Below are 18,212 nucleotides of genomic sequence, written 5' to 3' on the forward strand. Positions count from 1 at the left end.
CAATGGACATTCTGCACTGCCCCCATGATGGATTGGACGGACCGGCATTGCCGTTTCTTCCACCGTCAACTGTCGCGTCGCGCGCGGCTCTATACCGAGATGGTCACGTCCGGCGCCATCATGTTCGGCGACCGCGAGCGGCTTCTCGGCTTCGACGCATCGGAGCATCCGGTCGCACTGCAACTCGGCGGCTCGGACCCGGTCGAACTCGCGCGCGCGGCCGAAATCGGCGCGGGCTTCGGCTATGACGAAATCAACCTCAATTGCGGCTGCCCGTCGGATCGCGTCCAATCGGGCCGGTTCGGCGCTTGCCTGATGGCAGAGCCGAAGCTTGTCGGCGAATGCGTGGCAGCGATGAAAAGCGCCGTCGGCGGGCAGATCCCCATCACCGTGAAGAACCGCATCGGCATCGACGAGCAGGACAGCGAGGCCGATCTCACGCGCTTCATCGAGACGGTGGCGGCGTCTGGCTGCGAGATCTTCATCGTTCATGCGCGCAAGGCGTGGCTCAAGGGCCTGTCGCCCCGCGAGAATCGCGACGTGCCGCCGCTCGATTACGAGCGCGTCTATCGCCTGAAGGCCGCGTTCCCCGAACTGACGATTATCATCAATGGCGGCATCGAAACGATCGAACAAAGCGCCACACATCTCGAAATGGTGGACGGCGTGATGCTCGGCCGCGCGGCGTACAAGAACCCGGCGTTGCTGCTCGAAGTGGATGCCACGCTCTATGGCGAGACGACTGCGCCGCTCAGACCGCACGAGGCTTTGGAGCGCATGCTACCCTACATCGAACGCGAGCTTGGGCGCGGCACGCGGCTTTCCGCCATCGCGCGCCATATGCTCGGGCTCGTGAACGGCAGGCCGGGCGCGCGGCCTTTCCGGCGTCTGCTGACCGAGGAAAGCGTCAAGCCGGGCGCGGGGCTGGATATCATACACGCCGCTATCGAGGCGGCGCGGCGGGTCGAAGAGGCGCCGTCGCTCGCGGCATAACTGCGGCCGAAGCTTGATTGCCCGCGCGAAATCCTTCAATCGCCGCGTAAACCGCCCCGGCCCTATGCGCTGGGCAAGGTCGCGGTGTTAGAAATTCGATTAGCCGATGTGTTCTCGGTCGGTCCTGCGTGCATCGCAAGGCCGTCACGAGCCGCCGATTTACGTCGTCCGGTGGAAGCCGCGCTACCAATTGCATGCCATACGTTCCGCAATGTATACAATAATGGCCGAAAATAATAATAATTGCATGCACGTGGCAAAACTGTAGTCTCCGCTCGCCTTTCAACTTCCATCTCATGTCCCGCCATGCTCGACCTTGTTCAACACCTGCCGTGGTATCAGATCGCGGAATTGTCCATCGCGCTCCTCATCGGCGGCATCATCACCGGCTTTCTCGCGGGCCTTCTCGGCATCGGCGGCGGCGCGGTGAGCGTCCCGGTGCTCTACGAGTTGTTCAGGCTCGCTGGCGTGGACGAGAGCATCATCATGCGCGTCTGCGTGGCGACATCGCTCGCCATCATCATCCCCACCGCGATCAATTCGGTGCGCTCGCATAACAAGCACGGCGCGGTGGTGATGGAGGTAATCCGGCGGCTCGGGCCGTGGGTCGTGGCAGGTGCGGTGCTCGGCGTGTTCATCGCGTCGCGCGCGCCGTCGAGCTTCCTCAAGGCTGTTTTCGCGGCGTCGTGCATCTTCATCGCCTCGCGGCTCGCCTTTGGCAAAAGTGAGCCAAACCCTGACGCGGCGCTTCCGCCCGCGCCGTGGAACCTCGTGGCCGGTTTCGGCATAGGCCTGATCTCGACGCTCATCGGCATTGGCGGCGGAGCCTATGTCACAGCCTACATGAAGTTCCTCGGCTGGCCGATCCACCAGGCGGTCGGCACCGCATCCGGCTTCGGGCCGATCATCGCGATCCCGGCGACCATCGGCTATATCGTGGAAGGCTGGAACGTCGCCGCGCTGCCACCTTTGTCGGCGGGCTATGTCAGCCTGCTCGGCTTCATCGTGCTCGGCCCGGTGAGCGTACTCGCGGCTCCGCTCGGCGCGAAGGTGGCGCATCGGCTTTCGCGGCGGACGCTCGAAATCACGTTCATGTCCTTCCTGCTGTTCATCGCGGGGAGGTTCATCGTGAGCCTTGTCTGGGGGGTCTGAGGCGTCAAACGAATGCTCATCAGGATGCGCGCGCTCCGGGAGGGAAGGGCAGTGGATATGCACGGGCTCGGGTTCGCGCTTGCGACCTATTTCATCTGGGGGCTGCTTCCGCTTTATCTCGCGCTCCTCAAACCGGCTTCGGCGCTTGAGATCCTCGCCCAGCGCATCCTGTGGTCGCTCGTCTTCCTTCTCGCATGGCTCGTGTTGTCAGGGCACTTGCGAGCGCTGATGCGCCGCCTCGACTTGCGGCTGGTCGGTCTCTATGCGCTCGCGGCGGTTCTCATCTCGATCAACTGGGGCGTCTACATCCTCGCAGTGACGACAAACCGAACCGTAGAGGCGAGCCTCGGCTATTTCATATTGCCCATCGTCAATGTGATTATCGGGCGCATAGCGCTCGGCGAGCGGCTTTCGCCGGTGCAGGCGGCAGGTGTGCTGACGGCGGCGGCGGGCGTGACCTATCTGTGTCTTGGCGCGCAGAGCGTGCCGTGGATCGCCTTCGCGCTGGCGCTATCCTTCGGATTTTACGGCCTCATCAAGAAGACCGCGCCCCTTCCGGCCGCCGAAGGGCTGTTCCTGGAAACGGCGATCCTTGCGCTTCCGGCCGCGGTGCTTTTGTGGACCATGGGCATGCGCGGCCAACTTGCGATGCTTCACGGCCCAGCAACGCTCGACCTGCTGCTCGCGGGCTCCGGTGTGGTGACCGTCGTGCCGCTCATCACCTTCGCGCTCGCCGCCAAGCGCGTTCCGCTCTCGACCATCGGGATGCTCCAATATCTCGCGCCGACGCTGCAATTCCTGATCGGCGTCTTCGTGTTCGGCGAGTTGCTGACGGAGGCGAAGCTCGCCGGCTTCGCGATCATCTGGTGCGGGCTGATCGTCTATCTCTACGGCCTCGCGCGACGGACTCACCCGGCGGCGCTGCCGGGCTGAGGGGGCGAGCGAGGAGCGCCGCCTCTCCGCCTTGTGATGGACACCCGGTGGCGTTTTCCCGCAGCGACGCCCACATGCCAATCGGAAGCGAGGTGTCATGTTGGACAAACGCCCAGATCAACCCGCATGCGAACCGGATCGTTTGAAGGCGAACGACGGCAAGAAATCCGTGCGCCAGAGCGCGGCTGTCGGAACGCGCGACGCGCTGGGGCCGCCCATCCCCTCATCCGAGATCACGCCGCGCGCGCTGTATTTGCGTCGCCGCGAGTTCATCGGCGGGGCGATTGCGTCGCTGGCGCTGGGCCTGCCATCGCCCTCGAACGCGGAGCCGCTCGCCTTCGACAAAGGTCCGTTCGGCACGACCGAGCCGCTGACGCCGAAGAAGGACGTGACCACCTACAACAATTTCTACGAGTTCGGCACGGACAAGGGCGATCCTGCCTCCTATGCCGGCAAGCTCAAGACGAGCCCTTGGTCTGTCGCCATCGACGGGCTCGTCGCGAAGCCCGCAACGCTGGCGCAGGACGACATCCTGAAGCTCGCGCCGCTTGAAGAGCGCATCTACCGGCTGCGCTGCGTCGAAGGCTGGTCGATGGTGATCCCGTGGATCGGCTTCCCGTTGTCGGCGCTGCTCGCGCGCGTCGAGCCGCTCGCCTCCGCGAAGTTCGTCGCTTTCGAAACGCTGGTGCGGCCGTCCGAGATGCCGGGGCAGAAGGGCTTTTTCCAGCCGCTCGACTGGCCCTATCGCGAGGGCCTGCGCCTCGACGAGGCGATGCATCCGCTGACGATTCTCGCGGTCGGCCTTTACGGCGAAACGCTGCCAAATCAGAACGGCGCGCCGCTGCGTCTCGTCGTGCCATGGAAATACGGGTTCAAGAGCATCAAGTCGATCGTGCGCGTCAGCCTCGTGGAGCGCCAGCCGCCGACCTCGTGGAACATGCAGAACCCGCGCGAATACGGCTTCTATTCCAACGTGAACCCGGCGGTGGATCATCCGCGCTGGAGCCAGGCGACCGAGCGGCGTATCGGCGAGGGCGGGTTGTTCGCGCCGCGTCGCCCGACGCTTCCCTTCAACGGCTATGGCGAGCAGGTCGCGTCTCTCTACGCGGGCATGGACCTGAAGACCTATTTCTGAGTCTACGCCGTCGCGCGACCATCCCCACACGCGCATTGCCTTGGCGTTCATGCCAAGGGCGTTTTAGGCGAAACCGCCGTGGAAAATGCCGATTCGGGAAAGCGACTATGGCTCATCGCAGATCAAGGAGCCGCGAGAAGTTTTATCGCTTATTGAACGGCGGGAAAGGCTGCCCCGGCGGTTTGGGGGCGTCGGTGGCAAAGCCCTGACCGGGCTGGGGCGGCTGACCTGGGACAAGGCTTGCTGTTTGCGTCGCAACTTCTGGCTTCGGCGCTGCCGCCTCGCCCTTTGTCCGCGCCTTGCTCGCGTCTCCGCGACGGAAACGGCGGCCGATTGCCCGCGACGGCTTGGCGGACGCCTTCGGCGCGCCATCGCCCGCTGTCTGCGCTTCCCTTTCGGCGAGAACCAGCGCCTTTTCGCTTTCCTCCTCGCGCCCCTTTTCCGCGCGGCGGTCGACGCGACGCTCTTCCTTCTCGATGGCCCTGTTGTCGCGCTTGGTCGAGCGCGCGATGGCGTTCAGAAGGTTGACGACATCCTTGTCGGACATGAGGTCCGCGTAGAAGAAGCCCTGACCGTAATCGCAGCCGAGCGCGCGGACATAAGCGAGATCCTCCTCGCTGTCGATGCCCACCGCCACGACGTCCTTGCCGAGTTCATGCGCAATGGACAGCACCGCTTTCAGCACCATGGCGCTCGAGCGGTCCTTGTCGGAGAGCGTCACGAGCGAGCGGTCGATCTTGATCGCGTCGATGGAGAGGCGGTTCCAGTAGGACAGCGACGAGAAGCTGACGCCGAACTCGTCGAGGGCGATGGAGACGTTGAGGCTTTTCAGCCAGTCGAGGATTTCGATCGCCTGCTCGGGGTTCGCGTTGATGAGCGTCTCGGCGATTTCCAGCCGCAGCGCGCCCTTTGGCAGCGTCTCACGCCCGATGATGAGCCGCAGGTTCTGCACCAGATCATGGTGGAAAAGCTGCTGGCTCGACATGTTGATCGAGAGGTAAATCGGATCGTCGCGCTGAAGGATGCGGTGCCAGCGCGCGCCCTGCCGGATGCAGCGCTCGAAGACATACGACCACAGTTCGCCGGAGAGCCCTGCGGCTTCGGCTGCGGCTTCAAATTCCTGCAGCGAAAGCTTGCCGAGCGTGGGGTGCTCCCAGATGACGAACGCTTCCATGCCCGCCAGCCGCTCGTCGGCGATGCGCATGATGGGCTGGTACAGGATGCGAATCTGGCGGCGCTCGATGGCGTGCTTCAGATCGGCCTGAACGATGGCGCGCTCGTCGGTGGCGCCGCGCATTTCGGGCTTGAACAGCTCGATGCGGTCGGGCCCTGCGCGCTTGGCGCGATACATGGCGCTTTCGGCCTCGCGCAACAGGTCTTCCGCGTGCTCCTGCGTGCCGTCATACATGGCGATGCCGATGCTGCCGGTGAGCACGAGATCGCGGCCGCCAACCTTCATCGGCGTGCGAAGCGAGCGGCGCACGCGCTCGGCCAGCATGGCGATATGGCGCGGCTCGGTGTCGTCGGAGATGAGGATCGCGAATTGCAGCGCGCTGACGCGGGCCAACGTGTCCTGCTGCGAGATGTATCGCTGGAGCCGCCGCGAGATGGTCAGCAGCACGCCGTCATTGGTGGCGAAATCGGGCGAACGGCTCTGGTTCTTCAGCGCGTCGAGATCGACGAAGAAGACCGTGGGCTTCAGGTTTTCCAGTTGCGCACGGGCGACGGCGAATTGCAGCCGGTCGAGGAAAAGCTCACGGTTCGGCAGGCCGGTCAGGCCGTCGCGGATGGCGTTGTGGAGCAGCCGCTCCTGGGCCCGCTTCTGCGCGTTGACGTTACGCAGGAGGCCGACGCCGCGGAGCTGGCGCGTCGTCCGTTGCGGCGTGACGGCGGCGCGAAGCTCGTACCAGAGATAGCCGCCATCGGCGCGCTTCATGCGAAATTCGAGGTTGATGTCGCCGCCCTGCCGCTCGCGAAGTGTCCACAGCGTGAGGCGCATGCGTTCACGGTCGGAGGCGTGGAGATGCTGGAGCCAGGCGTCCTGCGAGCAGCGAAGCGTGCCGGGAGGAACGCCGAGCGCGTTCTCCACCTCAGGCCCGGCGTTGATCTCGTTCCGGCGCCCGTCCCATTCCCAGACGCTCGCGCCGGAGGCCTCCAGCGCCATGACGCGCAGCTTGAACTGCCCCGGGTCTTCCCCGGACGCGCCGGGATCGGCACTCTGGAACGCGTATTGCGTCACCGTCAAGGCGACCAGCATGAGGAACACCACGAGGCCCGCCGAGATCGCCACCACGGCCACGTCGCCGGACATTTTGCCGGTAACGATGACGGCGGCTGCGAACAGCCACAGGAGGAACAGCATCCATGTCGGCAGCAGCGAAAGCGCGCGTTCCTGTCCCCTGAGCGCCAGAAACACGATGACGGCCGTTCCTATGACCGAGATGGGGATCAGCGACAGGCGCGCGAGGCTCATGGTTGCCTGCGCATCCACGAGCCCGAAGAAGATGAGGCCGAGCTGCGCTACGATCCAGCCGAAGAAGGCCATGGAAATCCACGAGTGCCACAGCCTTAGGTTGAGAAAGGCGTAGAGAAAGATGACGAGACTCGCCGCAAACGACGCCTCCGTCATCGCCCGATAGGTGCCGTTGTCCTCGGAGGATAGTTGGAATAGTTTGTGCCAGAAGCCGAAATCCACGCAGAGATAGGCGAGCGCCGACCAGGCGAGCAACGCCGCCGCCGGGAAGATCGACTTGTGATTGACCCCGAAGATCACGGTGAAAAACAGCGCTAGCAGGCCCGTGATGCCGAGCAGGATGCCGTTCAGCAGATTGACGTCGCGCAGGCGCTTGCCGAAATTCTGCGCCGAGGAGAGGTAGAGGCGCGGCACCGACGCCGAAGCGAGTTCCACGATGAATGTCACCGTGGTGCCGGGTTCGATCGAAAGGCGGTATATGTCGAGGAAGTCGTAATCGTCGACCCGCTCAGGGCGGAAGCCGAGCGACGGCGTGACGTTGGTGATGCGCGGTGCGTCGAGGTCGGGCTTGAACACGCCCGAATTGACGATGTCGTAGCGCTGGGCGCTGAGGAAGCGTGTCACCGGCTTGTCGGTCGGGTTTGACAGCGCGAAAACGATCCAGCTCGGATTGGTGCCGGGCGTTTTCGCGGAGACGGTCATGCGGCCCGCGATGCCATCGGCGTTGGCTGCGGTTTCGGCGGCGATCTTGTCCCCGCGCCGCTCGTAAAACTCACCGAGAAGGGTGATGTCGATCTTTTCCTGCGCCGAGCCGACGACGATGGGCTCCACCGCCGATGCGGGCGACGAAGCCATCAGCGCGGCGGCGATCCATGCGGCGCAAAAAATAAGCGTCACTCGCGCGACAGCGAGGAGGCGAGGGGGAACGGAGGCGGCCGTTTCGGCGGCACAAAGCAGCATTCGACCTCGCATCAGGGCTTCACGCGCTGTGACCGGGCGCCGGTCCGAATGGAAAAACTCGCGGCCGCGCTTGGCGAATCGGCATCCGCCTCATTTGAAAACGGGCTACGGCAACGGGTCGTCGTTGAGGAGCGCGAACAGCCAGTGATCCTGCCACACGCCATTGATCTTGAGATATCGACGGGCCAGGCCCTCATATTGAAACCCCGTACGGACCAGCAGAGCCGCCGAAGGCTTGTTTTCCGGCAGGCAGGCCGCTTCGAGCCGATGAAGACGCAAAACGTCGAACACGAACCATATGACCGACTGTACCCCTTTGGTCATGTATCCCTGACGGGCGTGCGGAGCGCCGGTCCAGTACCCGAGAGAACAGCTTTGGCTTACGCCGCGCCGAATATTGCTCAACGTCAAGCCGCCGATTAAGGCGTTATCAGAGCTTCTGAACAGAAAAAAGGCGTAACCGACATCTTGCCGGGCATCGCGGTAATAATAGCGGATGCGGCGGCGGTAGGTTTCGCGGGAAAGCTCGTCCTTCGCCCAGCGGGGCTCCCACGGTTCCAGGAACGAGCGGCTTTCTCCACGGAGCGCCGCCCACTCTTTGTAGTCGGACATTTGCGGCTCGCGCAGATAGACGCCATCCCCCTCCACATAGGGCCTTGTCTCGGGGAAAAACATGCGCGACCCGCCGAGCATCATGGCGGCCTCAGGCGGCGAGTTCGCCGGAGAGGAAGGCCTCGGCCGCGTCGGCCGCAGCGGCCGCCGATCCGCGTCCACCCACCACAGCCGAGACGATTTCCGGCCGTTCGCGGAAGCCGAGGCCGACGGCCTGAACGTGCTCGCGGGTTATGCTGTCGACCTTTTCGATAAGTTCCTCGTTCGAGATTGTGCGCCCGAACACCATCAAATCCCAGGCGATCTGGCCCGCGCGCGACTCGCAGCTTTCGAGGCTCATGAAAAGCCCCGCCTTGATCTGCGCCTTCGCACGGGCGAGTTCCCGGTCCGTCGGCCCGTTTTCGGCGAGGTCCGCGAAGATGCCGAGCGACAGCGCGCTCAGTTCCTTCAACTGCTGCGCGCTCGTCGCCGCGTGGAGGCCGATGATGCCGCTGTCCGAATAGCCCCAGTCGAAGGCGTGGATGTCGTAGCAGAGGCCGCGCTTTTCGCGCACCTCCTGAAACAGCCGCGAGGCCATGCCGCCGCCCGCGATGCCTGCGAAGATGCGTCCGGCGAACGAGTCTTCATGACCGTTCGGGAAGCCCTCGAAGGCGAAGATCACGTGGCACTGCTCGAAGCGCTTGTCGACGGTGGCGTGTCCGCCCTCGAACTTCGCGCGCTTGATCGGGCGCGGCGCTTCCTCGGGAAGCCCCGTGAACAGGCTCTCGGCGAGCTTGTGGATCGCGTCGTGATCGACTGCGCCCGCAGCCGACAGGATCATGCGCGAGGCGGAATAGTTCTCATTGCGAAAGCGGCGCAGGTCGGCGGCGGAATGGCGCGAGATGGTGCGTTCCGTGCCGAGGATGGAGCGGCCGAGCGACTGGTTCGGATAAGCTTCGTCGAGCGCCAGATCGAACACGATGTCGTCGGGGCTATCCTGCGTCGCCGCGATTTCCTGAAGGATGACCTCACGCTCGCGGTCCATCTCCTCGTCCGAGAAGGACGGATTGAGAAGCAGGTCGCCGATGAGGTTAAGCCCAAGTTCCACGTCGCTTTTCAGCACGCGCGCGTAATAGTTGGTCGCTTCCGACGATGTGACCGCGTTCAGCGCGCCGCCCGCGCCCTCGATCTCTTCGGCAATTTCGATGGGCGAGCGCGTCGGCGTGCCCTTGAAGGCCATATGTTCGAGGAAATGGGCGACGCCGTGCTCGTTGTCCGTCTCGGAGCGCGCGCCAGCGGTCACGAAAACGCCGACCGTCGCCGTTTCGAGCCCCGGCATGCGATCGGTGACGATCCGCATTCCGTTCGCTAGCTGGCTGGTCTCGACTGTCATGGGCAGAACCTCGGGGCAAATCTCAATATTCACGACTTCAAGCGAGATCGCCTCGAATGGCGACGCGCCCTCGCTAACAGCATCTTGTCAGCATGATAACAAACCCGGAAATCCGTTTGCGGATCATGCCTTTTTGTAAATCATGATCCTATCGCAAAACCGGCGTCCGCTTTTGCGGATCATGCTTGCGGCCTGTTTGCTGCGTGCCGGGCGATCACGTCCGCTACCGCAGCGGCCGAGTTCGGCAGAACCTGCACACGTTCGCGGCCCTGAAGGCGCTCCACGAGGCGCTCTGGAATATCCGCCGCGCGGCCTGTCGCGCGCGTCACGGCCTCCGGGAACTTCGCGGGATGCGCCGTCGAAAGCACCACCATCGAACCGCCGCTGCGCTCCTGCTCGCGCTTGCCCGCAACGACGCCGACGGCGGTATGCGGATCGATAATCATGCCGGTTTCGTCGAACAGCGCGCGGGTCGCCTCGGCGGCCTCCTCCCGCGTGACGCGCCACGCCGTGAAGCGCTCGCGGATGCGGGCGAGCGTGGCGGGCGGCAGGTCGAAGTGACCTTTCGCCTTCAAATCGGCCATCGCGCGGTTAACAAGGTCGGCATCGCGGCCGCTCTCCTCGAAAAGAAGCCGCTCGAAATTGCTCGAAATCTGGATGTCCATGCTCGGGCTGTCGGTCGGCACGACGCCCTTCGGCTCGTAGCGGCCCGACTCCAGCGTGCGGGCGAGGATGTCGTTCTCATTCGTCGCGATGACGAGGCGGCCCATGGAAAGCCCCATCAGCGACGACGCGAAGCCCGCGAAGATGTCGCCGAAATTGCCGGTGGGCACAGCGAAGCTCGGGCGACACGCAGTGCCAAGCTTCGCCGCCGCCGTGTAGTAATAGACGGTCTGGGCCACAATGCGCGCCCAGTTGATGGAATTGATCGCCGAAAGCGCGTGTCGCGTGCGGAACTCCGCGTCGCCGAACAGCGCCTTCAGGATGGCCTGCGTATCGTCGAACGTGCCTTCGATGGCGATGGCGTGGATGTTGTCCTCGGTCGCCGTCGTCATTTGCTTGCGCTGCACGTCGCTGATGCGGCCATGCGGATAAAGAATGAACAACTCGATGTCGTCGCGCCCGCGAAACGCCTCGACCGCTGCCGCGCCCGTATCGCCCGATGTCGCGCCGACAATCGTCGTGCGCTGCCCGCGCCGCTTGAGCGCGCGCTCCATCAGCCGCGACAGAACCTGCATCGCGAAGTCCTTGAAGGCGAGCGTCGGTCCGTGGAACAGCTCAAGCAGATAGAGGTCCGGCCCGATCGTCTTGAGCGGCGCGGTATCGGGATCGGCGAAGCGCGCGTAGGCATCAGACACAAGCGCGAAAAGCTCCGCCTCGCCGGGGTTGCCGCCCATGTATGGCGTCATCACATGCGCCGCCGCTGCCGCGTACGCGCCTGTGGGCGATGCGGGCAGGGACGAAAGCTGCGGCCAGGTTTCCGGTATGTAAAGCCCGCCATCGGGCGCGAGACCGGCGAGAAGTGCTTCCTCGAAGTCCGCTTTCGGCGCGGCCCCTCGTGTCGAGACGTACATCATATCGTTTCTTGTTCCGCGAGCGGGCGCACCGCTTTGGGCAAAGGATGTCGGATTTTTCAGCACAATAGGACGGACTTCGGCCTGTGTCATCTCCGACGCAGCAAATTCGCACTCGAACCGGAGGTTGTGCCGACGCATCGCGCCACGTCGGGCGCGGAACCGTTCGGCGGCGAACAGGAGCCGAGATTGACGAGGCGCTGGCGTTCCAGTCTCAATTCGGCCCGAATTCTTGCCGAGTGCAAGGTTATATCCTCGCGCTCAGCGCTTTCTCGACACGGACCGCCACCATGCAAAGAACGGCCAAACTTCTCGCCGCGTGCTTTTTCGCCGCCTGCGCTAGCGGTGCCAGCCTTGGCGCGGCTCAAGCCCAGGAAATCGGCTCCGGTCAGGTGAAGGCGATCTACGGCGCGTGGAAGCTGAAATGCGCGCAACTCGCGGGCGCGAAGAAAGAAAAATGCGCGCTCGTGCAGGATCTGAAGCTCGAAGACCGGCCCAACATGTTCATGACCGTGCTTCTGATGCGAGCCTTCGAGGATCAGAACAAGAAGATCCTGCGCATCGTGGCGCCGCTCGACGTCGTGCTTCCGGCCGGTCTCGGCCTCCGCGTGGACGGCAAGGACGTGGGCAATGTTAAGTTTCTCAAATGCCGCAAGTTCGGTTGCCTCGCCGAGGTGATCGTGGACGATCAGCTGATCGGAAAATTCACGAGCGGCCAGACGGCGAGCTTCATCGTGTTTCCGACCCCGGATGCAGGCGTCGGTTTTCCGGCACCGCTGGCGGGGCTTTCGGACGGGCTCAAGGGCCTGAACTGAAAAAAACCCCGGCGCGTTGAGCGACGGGGTTTTTGCGTTCTCTCTTAGTAGCCGTAAGGCCGCTCGTACGGACGACGATCGCGAGGATCGTAGTCGCGCCTGCCGCGATCGGCCGCTGCGAACCGCTCCACGCTGTAGACGTCGCCACGGCCGGAGATGTTGAGCAGCGAGTGCGCCACGATCTCGCCGCGCCCGTTGAAGCGCAGCAGCACATTGCCGCGAAGGCGAGGCTGATTGATGCGGACGAGAACCGCCGAATTGTCCTGCTCGCGCTCGCGCGGAGAGTTGGAAAGGAAGGTGCGGCCGCGATATTCGCCGAAAACGACGGGTTCGCCGTCGCGTAGCCCGAAAACGGTGACGCAGACGCCGCCGCGGGGACTGTCGGGCCGGATTTCGATGCGCACGACCAGATTGCGCTGGATTTCGACGTTATTCCATGTGCCCAGATAGTCGGTCGGCTCACCGTAGTAAGGATTTCGGCCTTGCGCCTGAGCGCCTGCCGCGCCCAGCATGAAGACCACGCATGCCACTAAAACTCTCATACTCAACGCCCTCTCAAGTGGAACTACTCCGGGCAAGTATCGAGACTTCGCGTAAATTTTTAGTATAATTTCACAGGGTCTTAATCCTCCTCGCAGGCGGTTGGCCGGACACGTCGGTAAAATCGCCGCACCTCGCGGCGCTGTGAACGATGCGCCGCTTCGAAAAGCCCTCCGCGCAGCCCATGTCATTGAACAAGAAGCGCGAACGGGCGTCTCGGAACGCTGTAGCGCGCGGCACGCAGGGAAACACAGGCGTATGAAACAGCCGAAAGCATCGCCAAGGCGCGCCGCTCAGCGGGTCATCGGCACTTTCCCGCGCTGGCCCGTCTATCTGGTCGGCGCGCTCCCGGGAGTGTGGACTTTCTGGCTCGCGGTGAGCGATCAACTCGGCGCCGACCCGGTGAAAACGCTTGAACACATGCTCGGCCTCTGGGCGCTGCGCTTCCTGATCGCGAGCCTCGCGGTGACGCCGCTTCGCCGGCTCGGCGGGCCGAACCTCGTGCGGTTCCGGCGTGCACTGGGCCTTCTCGCGTTCTTCTATGCCTGCGCACACCTCCTGACATGGATCGTGCTCGACCGTGGTCCGGACCTGACCGCGATCCTCGGCGATATCGTGAAGCGCCCTTACATCACGCTCGGCATGGCGACCTTTGCGATCCTCGTGCCGCTCGCATGGACCTCCAACGCGCGCGCGATCAAGCGCATGGGTGGCGCGGCGTGGCAGCGCCTGCATCGGTGGGTGTACCTCGCTGCGGTTCTCGCCATCGCGCACTACCTTCTGTCGCTGAAATCGTGGACGTTGGAGCCGCTCGCCTATGCAGCGGCGGTGGCGGCGCTTCTCCTGTTTCGCGTGTTCTCGTCCGTGCGCGGAAATCGGTCGCCGAAGCCGGTCGAAACGGGCTGATGGTCTGCGCAAGGCAACAAACCTGTGCCGGACACACGAACCGTATTAGGGTCGTCCGAAGCTAGCTCGCGCTGTGGCAGCGCGTTCCCGCTGCAACGATTCTTAATGCGCACCCCGGATCATCAGGGAGGCGTCCTGGGAGATTTCATTCGTGAAGGCAGACAAATTCATCGTGAGCGGGCGACCGTCGCTCGCGTCTCTCAGCGACGGCCATCACGTCGATCAGAAGGATTACAACCACAAGCTCGTCCCCCTGCAAAAGACCATGCAATCGATTCAGCAGGCGTATCTCGGCACGCGCGAACATGCCGTGATCGTGCTCGAAGGCTGGGACACGGCGGGGAAAGGGCGGCGTGATCCGTCGTCTTGGCTGGACGCTCGATCCCCGCAGCTTCAAGGTGCACCCAATTGCCGCGCCCTCGCCGGACGAGAAGAAGGAGCATTATCTTCAGCGCTTCTGGAAGCGGTTGCCGGAGCATGGCCAGATCGTCGTGTTCGACCGCTCGTGGTATGGCCGCGTGCTGGTGGAGCGCGTCGAGGGGCTGGCGAAAAAGGCCGAGTGGAAACGCGCCTATCGCGAGATCAACGAGTTGGAGCGACTTCTCGTCGACGACGGGACACGCGTCGCGAAGGTGTTCATGCACATCTCCGCCGAGGAACAGCTCAAGCGGTTCAAGGACCGGCTCACCGATCCTCTGAAGCGCTGGAAGCTCACCTACGAAGACTTCCGCAACCGCGACCATCGCGCCGACTACGAAAACGCTATCGAGGATATGCTCGAAAAGACCTCGACGGGCTATGCGCCGTGGTACCTCGTTCCGGCGAACAACAAGAATTACGCCCGCCTTGCCGTGTTCAAGATCCTGATCGACCGGCTGGGAAAAGGCGTCGACTTGGAACCGAAGCCGCTGGACGAGAAAACGGCCGAGGCGGCACTGGTGCTGTTCGGCTCGCTGGAATAGCGGGGCGAACTGTTCGGTTGAGGTTGCGAAGCGCGCCCCCGAGACGCAAAAAACGGCGATGGTCGCCGCTTTTTTATGTTGAAGCGGTCCGCGCCGAACTCGGCGCGCCGCGTGCGAAATCTGCCGAGGCGCGCCGCGCCCCGGTATTAAAGGCTCCGCGTTTCGATATGGGTGCGGAAGCACTCGATCGTGTCGCCCGCCTTGAGGTCTTGATTGCCCTCGAAGGCCATGCCGCATTCCTGCCCGACGACCACTTCCTTGACTTCGTCCTTGAAGCGCTTGAGCGTGGAAAGCTTGCCCTCGTGGATGACGACGTGGTCGCGCACCAGACGCACGCTCGCTCCGCGCTCGACTTTGCCTTCCGTGACACGACAGCCCGCGACCTTGCCGACCTTCGAGATGTTGAACACCTCGAGGATTTCCGCATTGCCGAGGAACTCTTCGCGCGTGATCGGCGCGAGCAGGCCCGACATCGCCTTTTTCACATCGTCCACGAGGTCGTAGATGATGTTGTAGTAGCGGATTTCGATGCCATCGCGCTCGGCCTGCTGCTTCGCCTGCGCGTCCGCTCGGACGTTGAAGGCGATGATGACAGCGCCCGAGGCTTCGGCCAACGCCACGTCCGAGGATGTGATGCCGCCCACGCCCCAGTGGATGATGCGCGCCTCGACCTCGTCCGTGCCGAGCTTTTCGAGAGCGGAATTGATCGCCTCGACCGAGCCTTGCACGTCGCCCTTGATGATGAGCAGGAAGTCTTTCTTTCCGCCCTTGGCGGCCTGCTTCATCATCTGTTCAAGCGAACTGCGGGCACCTGCGCCCACCGAGCGCACGTCACGCAGCTTGCGCTGGCGGTGTTCGGTCAATTCGCGAGCGCGCGCTTCGGTTTCCACCACGGCGAGCTGGTCGCCTGCGTCCGGGGCGCTGTCGAAACCGAGCACCTCGACCGGGGTCGACGGACCTGCCGCGACCACGTTCGCGCCCTTGTCGTCGATGAGCGCGCGAACGCGGCCCCATGCACGACCGGCCACGACGATCTGCCCGACCTTCAGCGTACCGCGCTGCACGAGCACGGTTCCGACCGGCCCGCGACCGCGTTCCAGCTTAGCCTCGATGACGATACCTTCCGCCGGACGATCCGGGTTGGCCGTGAGTTCGAGAACCTCGGCCTGAAGGGCGATCGCCTGGAGAAGCCTGTCGAGATTGAGCTTCTGCTTCGCCGAGACTTCCACTTCGAGCACGTCGCCGCCCATGCTTTCCACGACGATATCGTGGGAAAGGAGGTCGGTGCGCACACGCAGGGGATCCGCGTCCGGCTTGTCGATCTTGTTGATGGCGACGATGATCGGAACACCCGCCGCCTTGGCGTGGTTGATGGCTTCGATCGTCTGCGGCATGACGCCGTCGTCGGCCGCGACGACCAGCACGACGATGTCCGTCACCTTGGCGCCACGGGCACGCATCGCGGTAAAGGCCGCGTGGCCGGGCGTGTCGATGAAGGTCACGGGCGCGCCGCTGGGCGTCGTCACCTGATAGGCACCGATGTGCTGCGTGATGCCGCCAGCCTCGCCCGAAACCACGTTCGCGTGGCGAATGGCGTCGAGCAGCGACGTCTTGCCGTGGTCGACGTGACCCATGATGGTGACGACAGGCGCACGGAACTGGAGCGTATCGGGATCGTCGGTCTCGCCGATGAAGCCTTCCTCGACGTCTTCTTCCGAAACGCGCTTCACGCTATGGCCGAATTCCTCGGCGACGAGTTCTGCGGTATCGGCGTCGATCACGTCGTTGATCTTCAGCATCTGGCCCTGTTTCATCAGGAACTTGATGATGTCGACCGCGCGTTCCGCCATGCGGTTCGCGAGTTCCTGGATGGTGATCGCTTCGGGCAGAATGACGGTGCGTTGAATCTTGACACGCTCCTGCCGCGCGCCGGACGCCTGAAGCTTCTGACGTTCGCGCTGGCGTTTGAGGGAGGCGAGGCTGCGCTCGCGCTGCTGATCGTCGAGCGCATTCGAAAGCGTGAGGCGTTGGCGGCCTGTCCGCTCCGTAACGGTCTTCTTGACGGGAGCGGGAGTGGCGACCTTGCCGGGCAGACCGCGCTTCACGCGACGGTCGTCTTCCTCGGTATCGGCACCACGGGCCCGAGCGCCGACGTCGGCATCGCGGGTTCTATCGGGACGCGCGGCCACTTCCGGGATCGAAGACGCGGGCGTGGCGGCGGCACCGCGTGGACCGTTAAAGCCGGGCCTTGCACCAGGAGCGCCGGCGCGAGCGCCGGCACCACCCTGCGGCCTGGCGCCATCCGGACGTGCCCCGGCGGGACGCGTTCCATCACGGGCAGGACCGCGTGCATCGACCGGCCGTGCATCAGCCGTTCGAGCATCGGGAGCGGGAGCGCGCGGCGGGCGGCGGTCGTCTTGCGGGCGAGCGATAACGCGGACGGTGTCGGGACCGACACGGCGCGGCGGCTCGACCGAACGACTTGTGGGGCGCGGAGCGGGAGCCACGGGAGCAGCTTCCTGCCTTGCGGGCTCTTTCGGAGCTTCCGGTTTCGGCTGAGCCGCCTCTTGGGCACGAAGCTGAGCGTTCTCTTCCTCAAGCTTCTTGGCGACAGCTTCTTCTTCGGCCGCGCGCTTCTTGTCTTCGATGGCACGGAGAGCGTCTTCCTCGCGACGGCGTGCGTCTTCGATCTCGCGCTCGCGCTTCAGGATTTCCTCGCGCTTGCGGGACTCGACCAGCGCACGGGCACGTGCGTCAACCTCACCGGCGGAGAGCTGGCGCAGAACCTTCTGCGGCCGCTTGTCGCCACCCTGCTCGGGACCTGGCTTCTGGAAGGCGCGATGCTCGGGCTTCTGCGGCGCGGGCTTCTGGGCTTGCTGCGGCTCTTCCGCCACCCCAGGCCCCGTGCCGGGGCGCTTGCGCTTCGTCTCGACCAGAACGGATTTCGACCGGCCATGGCTGAAATTCTGACGGATATGGCCCTGTTCGACCGTCCGCTTCACGTTCAGCGACATCGTCTTGCGGCCAGCCGCCGGTTTCGAGTCCGTTTCTTTCGTTTCGCTCATTCTCTATCCTGACGCAGCGAATGCGGCTTCGCCTCGCTTGCGCAATACCCGCTGAACCGATCGAGAGCTTGCAAGAACGCGGTTGTCGCCCCGCCTTCCTTAAGTCCCGCATGTATTACATTCGTGCTTCCCGTCGCCAAGCTAATTTCGGCTGATGTGAAGCAATTTTCCGGCTCGATGTGATTCGCGCCTGAATATAAGGCCTTGAACTTCCTGTCGAGCTTGTCCTTCCCGTCGGCGGCCGCGTTGTCGGCATGGAGAAGAACCACGATCTCACGTCGCTTCAGTGCGTCCTCGACCTTCTGAAATCCCGTGACAACAAGCCCGGCCTTATTACAAATCGACAAGCGTTCTACCACAGATTGCTTAAAAAGCCGTTCAACGTCTGAGGGAAGGCTTTCGCTTACGGTAACCGGCTTGCGAAAGGCCCTCTGAAAAGCGCGCCGCTTGATTGCTTCGGCGACGGTTTTCTGACCGGCTGTAACCCACACACCCCGCCCCGGAAGATTCCCCTTGATGTCGGGGACGACATCTTCTTCGGGAGAGACAACGAAACGGAGAAGGAAAGACTTTTCCTTTCTCGATCGCTCCATGACGCAGGTTCTGATCGGGATATTGTGCGTATCAGCTTGTTCGCCCTCTGTTAGATGTGCCTTTTCCTCGTCAAAGTCCAGTATCGGTTCCGGATCAGAGCGCTTTTTCTTGGCTTTGGGCATGCTC

Annotated in this window: 14 protein-coding genes; 7 read left to right on the plus strand and 7 right to left on the minus strand. The window is 63.7% G+C overall.

Going from position 1 to position 18,212, the window contains the following annotated elements; all coding sequences use genetic code 11:
• The 4 genes from dusA to msrP form a co-directional block, all read left to right on the plus strand.
• A partial coding sequence (dusA, locus tag T281_RS10610) for a tRNA dihydrouridine(20/20a) synthase DusA (RefSeq protein ID WP_037238288.1) occupies positions 1–993 on the plus strand: 993 nt, incomplete at its 5' end.
• Between the two features lie 306 nt (positions 994–1,299).
• Positions 1,300–2,145, plus strand: a complete 846-nt coding sequence (locus tag T281_RS10615; RefSeq protein WP_037238276.1) for a sulfite exporter TauE/SafE family protein — start codon at positions 1,300–1,302, stop codon at positions 2,143–2,145.
• A gap of 57 nt (positions 2,146–2,202) precedes the next feature.
• Complete coding sequence (gene rarD / locus T281_RS10620) at positions 2,203–3,078, plus strand: EamA family transporter RarD (protein ID WP_081796725.1); 876 nt, start codon at positions 2,203–2,205, stop codon at positions 3,076–3,078.
• Positions 3,079–3,175: 97 nt separating this feature from the next.
• Complete coding sequence (msrP, locus tag T281_RS10625) at positions 3,176–4,213, plus strand: protein-methionine-sulfoxide reductase catalytic subunit MsrP (protein ID WP_245269211.1); 1,038 nt, start codon at positions 3,176–3,178, stop codon at positions 4,211–4,213.
• A gap of 142 nt (positions 4,214–4,355) precedes the next feature.
• On the opposite strand, the gene T281_RS10630 is transcribed toward msrP, so the two are convergent.
• The 4 genes from T281_RS10630 to thrC all read right to left on the minus strand — a co-directional run bounded on the left by T281_RS10630 (position 4,356) and on the right by thrC (position 11,207).
• On the minus strand, positions 4,356–7,646 hold the full coding sequence (locus T281_RS10630) for an EAL domain-containing protein (protein WP_052037369.1): 3,291 nt from the start codon (positions 7,644–7,646) through the stop codon (positions 4,356–4,358).
• Between the two features lie 105 nt (positions 7,647–7,751).
• Positions 7,752–8,342: a GNAT family N-acetyltransferase gene (locus T281_RS10635; protein ID WP_013419386.1), complete on the minus strand. Its 591-nt coding sequence runs from the start codon at positions 8,340–8,342 to the stop codon at positions 7,752–7,754.
• Between the two features lie 7 nt (positions 8,343–8,349).
• On the minus strand, positions 8,350–9,630 hold the full coding sequence (locus T281_RS10640; protein ID WP_013419385.1) for a M16 family metallopeptidase: 1,281 nt from the start codon (positions 9,628–9,630) through the stop codon (positions 8,350–8,352).
• A gap of 179 nt (positions 9,631–9,809) precedes the next feature.
• Positions 9,810–11,207: a threonine synthase gene (gene thrC, locus T281_RS10645; RefSeq protein ID WP_037238299.1), complete on the minus strand. Its 1,398-nt coding sequence runs from the start codon at positions 11,205–11,207 to the stop codon at positions 9,810–9,812.
• A 287-nt stretch (positions 11,208–11,494) separates the two neighbouring features.
• Between thrC and T281_RS10650 the strand changes: the two genes are divergently transcribed.
• Positions 11,495–12,019, plus strand: coding sequence for an invasion associated locus B family protein (locus tag T281_RS10650; protein ID WP_037238302.1), 525 nt, complete (start codon positions 11,495–11,497; stop codon positions 12,017–12,019).
• A 44-nt stretch (positions 12,020–12,063) separates the two neighbouring features.
• Here T281_RS10650 and T281_RS10655 read toward each other — a convergent pair whose 3' ends face one another.
• Positions 12,064–12,561 carry a hypothetical protein gene (locus tag T281_RS10655; RefSeq protein ID WP_155955210.1) on the minus strand — a complete coding sequence of 166 codons (498 nt, stop codon included), beginning with the start codon at positions 12,559–12,561 and terminating at the stop codon, positions 12,064–12,066.
• Positions 12,562–12,817: 256 nt separating this feature from the next.
• Between T281_RS10655 and msrQ the strand changes: the two genes are divergently transcribed.
• Both msrQ and T281_RS10665 read left to right on the plus strand, forming a co-directional pair.
• Complete coding sequence (gene msrQ, locus T281_RS10660) at positions 12,818–13,465, plus strand: protein-methionine-sulfoxide reductase heme-binding subunit MsrQ (RefSeq protein ID WP_037238282.1); 648 nt, start codon at positions 12,818–12,820, stop codon at positions 13,463–13,465.
• Between the two features lie 353 nt (positions 13,466–13,818).
• Positions 13,819–14,427 (plus strand): polyphosphate kinase 2 family protein, encoded by a 609-nt coding sequence (locus T281_RS10665; RefSeq protein WP_245269212.1) that lies wholly within the window; start codon positions 13,819–13,821, stop codon positions 14,425–14,427.
• A 146-nt stretch (positions 14,428–14,573) separates the two neighbouring features.
• On the opposite strand, the gene infB is transcribed toward T281_RS10665, so the two are convergent.
• Both infB and T281_RS10675 read right to left on the minus strand, forming a co-directional pair.
• Positions 14,574–17,492 carry a translation initiation factor IF-2 gene (gene infB / locus T281_RS10670; protein WP_037238285.1) on the minus strand — a complete coding sequence of 973 codons (2,919 nt, stop codon included), beginning with the start codon at positions 17,490–17,492 and terminating at the stop codon, positions 14,574–14,576.
• A partial coding sequence (locus tag T281_RS10675) for an RNA-binding protein (RefSeq protein ID WP_155955211.1) occupies positions 17,489–18,212 on the minus strand: 724 nt, incomplete at its 5' end. The genes infB and T281_RS10675, both read right to left, overlap by 4 nt.

The organism is Rhodomicrobium udaipurense JA643, assembly GCF_000636015.1.
GTDB lineage: Bacteria > Pseudomonadota > Alphaproteobacteria > Rhizobiales > Rhodomicrobiaceae > Rhodomicrobium > Rhodomicrobium udaipurense.